The organism is Mesorhizobium sp. M2A.F.Ca.ET.039.01.1.1, from assembly GCF_003998035.1.
Lineage (GTDB): Bacteria > Pseudomonadota > Alphaproteobacteria > Rhizobiales > Rhizobiaceae > Mesorhizobium.
Genome location: NZ_RZRY01000255.1, coordinates 1 through 8,355 on the forward strand (window position 1 = coordinate 1; position 8,355 = coordinate 8,355).

Sequence of the window (8,355 nt, forward strand, 5' to 3'; positions counted from 1 at the left end):
TCATTGGCGAGCAAGGGGTTGGGCCGGTTCTGCTGCCACTGTTCCTGTAATTTGTCGTGCAATTGCCGCGCACGGCGGCGCACCTTCAGTCCGCCCGGCATGATGCCGTCCTGCGACAGGCCGCGGTCAATGCAGCCTTTCATCGCGCCCCAGATCGCGTCGAGGCCCGCATCGAGCTCCTCGCGCGACATGTGCTTTTCCTCGTTGGCGCGTTTCATCTCGGCGATCGAAAGCCCGCTCTTTGTCGCCATCGCCAGCATCTCGACGGCATTCTTGAAGGGATACGGCACTCGTCTGCCCTCGGTCGTCACCGAGCCCTTGGCCTTCATGCGCTGCAATTCTTCCTCGGAAACGACGAAGCCGCCGCCGATCGAATAATAGATGCGCTTGAGCAGCAGCCGGTCGGACACATCATAGGCATAGAAGGCCATGCCGTTGGCGTGGCCGGTCAGCGGCGTCTTGCGGTCGAGCACGAGGTCCTTGGCGGGATCGAAACGGTATATCGGATGCCCCGGCGGCGAAATGCGCTTTTCCGCGCCGATGCGGGCGACGATGCCGTCGGCCTCGTCCGGATCGACCGTCTGCGGCGTCTGGCCGGCCAGGCCGAGCATGACGGCGCGGTCCGAGCCGTGGCCAATGCCGGTATAGGCAAGCGAGCCATGCAGGCTGGCGCCGATGCGGTCGACTTTGACGCCTGCCGGGCGCGGCCAATCGCCGGCCAGGATCTCGTCGAGGAAACGGCGCGCGGCTGTCATCGGCCCCATCGTGTGCGAGCTCGACGGCCCGATGCCGATCTTGAACAGGTCGAAAACCGAAAGGAACACGGGCCGTGGTCTCCTGAGCGCCGGTCAGAAACTTACATATAGGAATTCCCTGGATGTTTCCGCTGTTTTGCAAGTCGCGGCGCGGCGGCTGCCGACCTTGTTTGCTCCGCCAGCGACATCATCCTGCTGAGGCCTCCTGCCCCGTCGAAGCGCCGGCGTCGCCTGTGTTACAAGAACGCATGGGCGACTCACTCCATCTCTCATTGGCAGATCTGGCGGCTTTGACCTTCTTCCTGGTCGTCTGGGTGCTGCACACGCTCGCCTCCGACGGCAAGCTGATCAGCCGCGTCTCGCTGACGACCGCGATGAATGCCCAGCGCGAGGCCTGGATGCGCAATATGGCCGAGCGCGAGATACGCATTGTCGATACCGCCATCATGGGCGGCCTGCAGCAAGGCACCGCCTTCTTTGCCTCGTCTTCCCTGATCGCGCTCGGCGGCTGCTTTGCCCTGCTCGGCGCCTCCGACCGCGTGCTCCAGGTTCTGGCCGACCTGCCGTTCGGCGAGGCTTCGTCGCGCGAAACCTTCCAGACCAAGGTATTCGGCCTGGTGCTGATCCTGGCCTTCGCCTTCTTCAAATTCGGCTGGGCCTACCGGCTGTTCAACTATTGCTCGATCCTGATCGGCGCTGTGCCGACCCCGCATGGCCCTGCTTCGCGCAATCCCGTCAGCGAAACCGCGGTGTGGCGGGCGACGCGCATGAACGTGCTCGCCGGCAAGCACTTCAACGCCGGGCTGCGCGCCGTCTTCTTCTCGATCGGCTATCTAGGCTGGTTCGTCGACCCGGTCGTGTTCGTGATGTCGACGCTGGTGCTTCTGGCGGTGCTGGTGCGCCGCCAGTTCTTCTCGGCGGCGCGGCAGGCAGTGCTCGGTCAGCCGCCCGGTCCGGGAAAGAGCTGATCGATCCTGCCGGACAGCCGGTAGGCAAAAAGCCCGATCCATTCGCGCACCGCAATGGTGGTTGCCTGCACCGAATCAACGGGATTGTCGCGGTAGAAGCCGACGCCTTCCTTGCCCGAGGTGCGATAGTCGACGGGCCACGGAATGGTCGCAAAGCCCGCCTTGTCGAACAGCGCCTTGGCGCGCGGCATGTGGAAGGCCGAGGTGACCAGCAGCCACGTCTCGCCAGGCTTCGGCTCGACCAGTTTCCGCGAGAAGACCGCATTCTCATAGGTGTTGCGCGATTTGTCCTCGAGGATCAGGCGATCGGCGGAGACGCCAAGCGCGCCAAGCAGGCGCGGCGCCGTGTCGGCGTCGCCCTCGCCGTCGAGGAAAAGCGAGCCATTGCCGCCGGACACGACGATCTTCGCCTGGGGAAAGCGCCTGGCGAGGATCGCCGTCTCCACCATGCGGTCGCCGCCGCTGTTCAGCTCATAACCGCCGCGCGCCAGGTTGATTGCGCCCTCGAAGCCGCCGCCAAGCACGACGATGCCGTCGACCTTCTCAGGCAATGGCGGCTTCGGAAAACGTTCTTCCAGCGGGTTGAGCATCATCGCACCGACCGACGTCCAGGCCGAAAGGACCAGAATCGCGATGCCGAGCACACTTCCCGTCGCCGCCAGCCGGCGGCGCTGGAACAGCGCTGCGAACAGTCCGGCAAGCAGCAGGAAGATCGCCAGATTGATCGGCTGGCCGAAGAACCAGAAGACTTTCGACAAGTAGTAGAACATCCCTCACCCTCTGTCAGATGAGGTATGAGCCTACCACCACTTTTCCGGCTGAAATTTGCCCGCCGCCTGCTCGATGACATTGGCCGTCTGGAACAGCGTCTCCTCGTCGAACGGGCGGCCGATGAGCTGCAGGCCGAGCGGCAGGCCCTTGCCGTCGAGGCCGGCGGGCACCGAAATGCCGGGAAGGCCGGCCATGTTCACCGTCACGGTGAAGATGTCGTTGAGATACATCTTGACCGGATCGGAGGCCATGTCCTCGTCGGCGATGCCGAAAGCGGCCGATGGGGTCGCGGGCGTCAGGATGACGTCGACGCCGGCGGCAAAGACATTCTCGAAGTCGCGCTTGATCAGCGTGCGCACCTTCTGCGCCTGCAGATAGTAGGCGTCGTAGTAGCCGGCCGACAGCACATAGGTGCCGATCATGATGCGCCGCTTGACCTCGCGGCCGAAGCCGGCGGCGCGAGTCTTCTCATACATGTCGATGATGTCCTTGCCGGGCACGCGCAGGCCGTAGCGTACACCGTCGTAGCGGGCGAGGTTCGACGACGCCTCGGCGGGCGCTACGATATAATATGCCGGCAAGGCATATTTGGTGTGCGGCAGCGAGATGTCGACGATCTCGGCGCCGGCATCCTTCAGCCAGGCAATGCCTTTCTGCCAGAGCGCCTCGATGTCTTGCGGCATGCCGTCGACGCGGTATTCCTTCGGAATGCCGACCTTCATGCCCTTGATCGGCTTGCCGATCGCCGCTTCATAGTCCGGCACCGGGCGGTCGACCGAGGTCGTGTCCTTCGGATCGACGGAAGCCATGGACTTCAGCAGAATCGCGGCGTCGCGCACGTCGCGAGCGATCGGCCCGGCCTGGTCGAGCGACGAGGCGAAAGCAACGATGCCCCAGCGCGAGCAGCGCCCATAGGTCGGCTTGATGCCGACCGTACCGGTGAAGGCGGCGGGCTGGCGGATCGAGCCGCCGGTATCGGTGGCGGTTGCGCCGGCGCACAGGAACGCGGCCACAGACGACGCCGAGCCGCCGGACGAACCGCCTGGCACCAGCTGGGCGTTATCAAGCGTGCGCTGGGTCTTGGTGCCGCCGGCGGAGACGAAGCCGCCATCGCCCTGATGCGTCGTCGGCATCACCACCGTGTCGAGCCGCGAGCGCCGCCACGGATTGATCACCGGGCCGTAATAGGAGGTCTCGTTCGACGAGCCCATGGCGAACTCGTCCATGTTGAGCTTGCCGAGCATGACGGCGCCGTCGGCCCACAGATTGGACGTCACGGTGGACTCGTAGCGCGGCCTAAAACCGTCCAGCACGTGGCTGCAGGCCTGGGTGTGGATGCCTTCGGTGGCGAACAGGTCCTTGATGCCGAGCGGGATACCCTCCAGCGCGCCGCCCTCGCCCTTGGCAAGCTTGGCATCCGAGTTCTTTGCCATGTCGCGCGCCTTGTCGGCGGTGACGGCCACATAGGCGTTGAGCACCGGATTGGCGCGATCGATCGCCGCCAGATAGGCCTCGGTGATCTCGGCCGCGGTGATCTCCTTGCCGCGCAGCTGGGCGCGGGCCTCGGAAATGGTGAGATGTGTGAGATCGCTCATCAGGCAAGGCTCTTTTCGTAAAACACCGACCATTCGGAGTCGGGATAATCCAGCACCGGTCCGCAACGCGTGAATCCGGCGCGCTCATAGACGGTCCAGGCGGCGGGATGGCGATCGCCGGTTTCGAGTACCAGGCGCGTCAGCCCTTCCTGCCGGGCAAGCGCCTCGACCCGCCCGACGATCTCGGCGCCGATCTTCATGCCGCGATGCGAAGGCCGCGTGTACATGCGCTTGACCTCGCCGGTCGCCTCTTCGTGGCGCTTCAGCGCCCCGCAACCTACGGCAAGGCCGTTGTCGCGCGCGATGAACACCGTCGTGTCCGAGCAGGCCATCTGCTCGACCGTCAGGTGATAGCAATGCTCGGCCGGCGTCAGCTCGAGCAGCGCGGCGTTGAGTTCGGCGACCAGCGCGCGCACGTCGTCCTGCAGAGGCGTCTCGACGGCGATCTCGACAGCCACGGTCTACTCCACCACCTTCGGAACGAGGAAGAAATTCTCTTCCGTCGCCGGCGCGTTGGCGACGACGTCGGCGGGCTTGTTGCCGTCGGTAACGACATCCTGGCGCTTCTTCATCTCCATCGGCGTGACCGAGGTCATCGGCTCGACGCCCGAGACATCGACCTCGTTCAATTGCTCGACGAAGCCGAGAATGGCGTTCAATTCGCCGGTCATGCGCTCGGCGTCCTCCTCGCTCACCGCGATACGGGCAAGGCGCGCGACGCGCTTCACGGTCTGAAGATCAACGGACATGTTCTTTTCGCCTCGGGAAAACCAGTGCGGGCTATAGCGGCGCGGCGTCTGCCGCGCAACATGCATGATGCCGGAGCGATTGCGCCCGTTGCCCCCCAATGGTCGATGAGGCGACCTAGATCGTGATCGGCTTGCCGATCTCAGGCAGCGCCACGTTGACGCCCGAGCCTTCCATGCCGGCGACGAATTTGTCGGCGGTCTGGTCGATCATCGGGAAAGTCCTGAAATGGCAGGGAACGACGGTATCGAAGCCGAAGAACCGACGGCAGGCAAGGGCCGCCACCGCGCCGCCCATGGTGAAGCGGTCGCCGATCGGCACGATGCCGACCTTTGGCTCGTGCAGCTCGTTGATCAGCCCCATGTCGGAGAAGATGTCGGTGTCGCCCATGTGGTAGAGCGTCTTGTCTTCGGGAAAATGCAGGACGAGTCCACCCGGATTGCCGAGATAGGTGTTGGTGCTGCCTTCACCGCCGAAGGAGGACGAATGCAGCGCCTGGACGAACGTCGTGGTGAACGGCCCGCAATCGACGGTGCCGCCGATATTGCCCGGATTGATCTTGTCGCCGCTGACGCCCTGGCCGACGAGGTACATGCAGATCTCGAAATTGGCGACCAGCATGGCGCCGCTTTTCTTCAGCACCTCGACCGCGCCGCTGACATGGTCGTTATGGCCGTGGGTCAGGAGAACGTGAGTCACACCTTCCGCCGGCCCTTCCCAGCCGCCCGTCCAGGACGGATTGCCGACCAGATAGGGGTCGATGAGAATGGTGGCGTCCTTGGTCTCGACGCGGAATGCCGAATGCCCGTACCAGGTCAGTTTCATGAATGCTTTCCTCGATTTTCCCGTTGCCAAAGGATAGAACGCTGGCGGCAAATTTAAAGTGGCGCAGCGCTTCCTAACGTCAAAAGGATGTGTGACGCCCAAATGTCAGAGGAAGCCGTTGGGCATTATTTCAATCGAGGAACTGCCGGAGCGTCTCGCCGAGGGCAAGACGCTCGCCGGGCTCGATCTCGGCGATAAGACGATCGGCGTGGCCGTCTCCGACCGCGGGTTGTCCTTCGCCCATCCGCGCCCGGTCATCCTGCGCAAGAAATTTTCGCTCGATGCCGCCCAACTGCTCGCTCAGCTCGCGAAGGACAATGTCGGCGCCATCGTGCTTGGCCTTCCCGTGAACATGGACGGCTCGGAAGGGCCCCGTGCGCAAAAATCGCGCGCCTTCGTCCGCAACATGGCGCCGCTTTCCCACCTGCCCTTCTTGCTGTGGGACGAGCGGCTGTCGACGGTCGCTGCCGAGCGGACGCTGATCGAGATGGACTTCTCGCGTAAGAAGCGCGCCGGCAAGATCGATTCGGCGGCCGCCGCCTTTATTCTGCAGGGAGCGTTGGACCGGCTTCAGTCGCTTGGCCGAGCCGATCGGGGCTGATGTCGCCCTGCCGGCGCTGCCTTATCCATTCGGCGATGTTGCGCCGGCGGCGGAAGGCCCACAGCCCCATGAGCAGGAAGAAGTCGAAAACGCAGGTCCGCGCCACCATGCCCGGTATGATGGCCGGGTCGACGCCGAGCATCTGGCCATAGAGCTGGAAAGCGAAATCGTGCACCTGTCGGCTCAGCATCGCGTAGCCGAAATTCATGTCGTTGGCCGACAGGAAGAACCATCCCCAGAAGATGGCCATCGGAGCAGCCCAGAGTGTGAATATCGTGCGCATCAGCGCCTGCCTCCAGGCTTGCTTTCCGGGCGGCCGGATATGCGCGAAAGCAAGGAGCTGTGCGCGGCCCCCATCGCCATGCGCGAGGCGGCGCGAACATCGCCCTGGGGCAAATTCATTGCGGCGGCAAGGGCGGAGCGGCGCTCGGCCGTCACCGCAACATAGGAGGCAAGCAGTGCCGTCATCTGAACGCCGAGAATCACGAACAGGCCGTCAATGCCTTGCACCACGCCGCCGATGAGAATCAGCGAAAGCAGCGACGATGCGAAGATGAAAGCGACCCGCGCAACGCTTTCGCCTGCGTCGGGCCTTGCCGGGCCGTTGAGCAGCGTTTCGACAAAGGCCCAGCAGAACAGCACCGCGACAGTCAGGAGCGCGACCGAAAGCGGCGCGACCACGGCGACATTTTCAAGCTGCGGAAACCGGCCGCCCTGGATCGAGAGGCCAAGGACGCCAAGCGCCGCTGCTATGCCCCGGCTGCCGTCCATGCATACATAGGCAAGCAGGGCAAAGACCACCGCCCAATGCAAGGCCAGAACTGAGCTCAAGACGTGCCGCATACGAATCCTGCTTCGCGGAGCCCGGGCCATGGTCAACCCTTCCCTACTCCAGCAAGCAGAGATTGGGCTTTGCGAAGGTCCGCCGCAATGGAAACCATTTGTTAAGGTTAACGGCTATCCACAGATAGGCAATCGTTCTGGGAGCATGGCACCGAAGCGTGCGAAGCGGTTTTCGGATCGTACTCTTTGATTTAGAGCCGGATCAGGTCACCGGCGGATAGAGCGTGTCGATGATCATGCGCGCATCATGGCGCGAATCGAGCATGCCGTAGGTGGTGCGCCACTGGCCGCCGAGCCGGGTTTCGACGAAGGCGTCGGCGATCCGCCCTGCTCCCAGCCTGCGCAGCTCCGCCGCGGCGGCCGACAGCGCGAGCTGTTCAGTGAGCAGCCGAGCCGACCCTTGGTCGGTCGCGGCGACCTGCATGGCCGCCTTCAGCACGCCGATAGTGCCGCGTCCGCCGGTGCCGAGATCGCGGTCGATGCCCGCGAGCACCTCCTCGAACAGGCCAGGCGCGCGGCCAAGCACGCGCAGCACATCGAGCGCCATGACATTGCCCGAGCCCTCCCAGATCGCGTTGACCGGCGCCTCCCGGTAGTAGCGGGCTAGCGGCGCTTCCTCGACATAGCCATTGCCGCCAAGACATTCCATCGCCTCGTAGAGCAGCGCCGGCGCGATCTTGCAGACCCAGTATTTGACCACAGGCGTCATGGCCCGGGCAAAGGCCGCCTCGCCGCGATCGCTGGCCGCCTCGTCGAAGGAGCGCGCCAGCCGGAACGACAGCGCCGTGGCCGCGGCGACGTCGAGCGCCATATCGGCGAGAACCCGCTGCATCAGCGGCTGGTCGATCAGGTTCGAGCCGAACACCTGGCGATGGCGCGTGTGGTGCACGGCCTCGGCAAGGCCCGCCCGCATCAGCGCCGACGAAGCGACCGCGCAGTCCAGCCTCGTTAGCGTCACCATGTCCATGATGGTCTTCACGCCGGCGCCCGGATCGCCGACCATCTCGCCGATGGCATTGACGAACTCCACCTCCGACGAGGCGTTCGAGCGGTTGCCGAGCTTGTCCTTCAGCCGCTGGAAGCGGAAGCCATTGCCGGAGCCGTCGCCCAGGATGCGCGGCACGAGGAAGCAGGACAGCCCCTCCGGCGCCTGACCGAGCACCAGGAAGGCATCCGACATCGGCGCCGACATGAACCATTTGTGGCCGGTGAGCCGATAAAAACCGCTGCCCGTGCGCTCCGCCCTGGTG

Annotated in this window: 11 protein-coding genes; 2 read left to right on the forward strand and 9 right to left on the reverse strand. The window is 64.4% G+C overall.

Translation table 11 applies throughout. The features are described 5' to 3' along the window. On the reverse strand, positions 1–824 hold an 824-nt coding region (locus EOA24_RS19445; protein WP_189354025.1), incomplete at its 3' end, for a serine dehydratase beta chain. A gap of 179 nt (positions 825–1,003) precedes the next feature. Between EOA24_RS19445 and EOA24_RS19450 the strand changes: the two genes are divergently transcribed. Continuing rightward, a complete protein-coding gene (locus EOA24_RS19450) occupies positions 1,004–1,723 on the forward strand; it encodes a DUF599 domain-containing protein (RefSeq protein ID WP_126082635.1) in 720 nt (239 codons plus the stop codon). Here the strand turns inward: EOA24_RS19450 and EOA24_RS19455 are convergent. The 5 genes from EOA24_RS19455 to EOA24_RS19475 all read right to left on the reverse strand — a co-directional run bounded on the left by EOA24_RS19455 (position 1,696) and on the right by EOA24_RS19475 (position 5,661). After that, positions 1,696–2,493 carry a YdcF family protein gene (locus EOA24_RS19455; protein WP_126082634.1) on the reverse strand — a complete coding sequence of 266 codons (798 nt, stop codon included), beginning with the start codon at positions 2,491–2,493 and terminating at the stop codon, positions 1,696–1,698. The genes EOA24_RS19450 and EOA24_RS19455 overlap by 28 nt on opposite strands. Positions 2,494–2,523: 30 nt before the next feature. Further along, positions 2,524–4,089, reverse strand: coding sequence for an amidase family protein (locus tag EOA24_RS19460; protein ID WP_126082633.1), 1,566 nt, complete (start codon positions 4,087–4,089; stop codon positions 2,524–2,526). Continuing rightward, complete coding sequence (locus tag EOA24_RS19465; protein WP_126082632.1) at positions 4,089–4,547, reverse strand: GNAT family N-acetyltransferase; 459 nt, start codon at positions 4,545–4,547, stop codon at positions 4,089–4,091. The genes EOA24_RS19460 and EOA24_RS19465 overlap by 1 nt, the downstream gene beginning before the upstream one ends. A 3-nt stretch (positions 4,548–4,550) precedes the next feature. Next, positions 4,551–4,838, reverse strand: coding sequence for an Asp-tRNA(Asn)/Glu-tRNA(Gln) amidotransferase subunit GatC (gatC, locus tag EOA24_RS19470; RefSeq protein WP_126082631.1), 288 nt, complete (start codon positions 4,836–4,838; stop codon positions 4,551–4,553). Positions 4,839–4,953: 115 nt separating this feature from the next. Then, positions 4,954–5,661, reverse strand: a complete 708-nt coding sequence (locus EOA24_RS19475; RefSeq protein ID WP_126082630.1) for a metal-dependent hydrolase — start codon at positions 5,659–5,661, stop codon at positions 4,954–4,956. A 118-nt stretch (positions 5,662–5,779) separates the two neighbouring features. Between EOA24_RS19475 and ruvX the strand changes: the two genes are divergently transcribed. Further along, positions 5,780–6,262 carry a Holliday junction resolvase RuvX gene (gene ruvX, locus EOA24_RS19480; RefSeq protein WP_126082629.1) on the forward strand — a complete coding sequence of 161 codons (483 nt, stop codon included), beginning with the start codon at positions 5,780–5,782 and terminating at the stop codon, positions 6,260–6,262. On the opposite strand, the gene EOA24_RS19485 is transcribed toward ruvX, so the two are convergent. The 3 genes from EOA24_RS19485 to EOA24_RS19495 all read right to left on the reverse strand — a co-directional run. Then, positions 6,204–6,545, reverse strand: a complete 342-nt coding sequence (locus EOA24_RS19485) for a DUF6105 family protein (RefSeq protein WP_042642607.1) — start codon at positions 6,543–6,545, stop codon at positions 6,204–6,206. The two genes, ruvX and EOA24_RS19485, sit on opposite strands and share 59 nt — an antisense overlap. Beyond that, entirely contained in the window at positions 6,545–7,105 is a 561-nt protein-coding gene (locus EOA24_RS19490) for a hypothetical protein (RefSeq protein ID WP_126082628.1), read from the reverse strand. The genes EOA24_RS19485 and EOA24_RS19490 overlap by 1 nt, the downstream gene beginning before the upstream one ends. Before the next feature lie 202 nt (positions 7,106–7,307). After that, positions 7,308–8,355, reverse strand: a 1,048-nt coding sequence (locus EOA24_RS19495) for an acyl-CoA dehydrogenase family protein (protein WP_189354028.1), incomplete at its 5' end; no start/stop codon positions are given.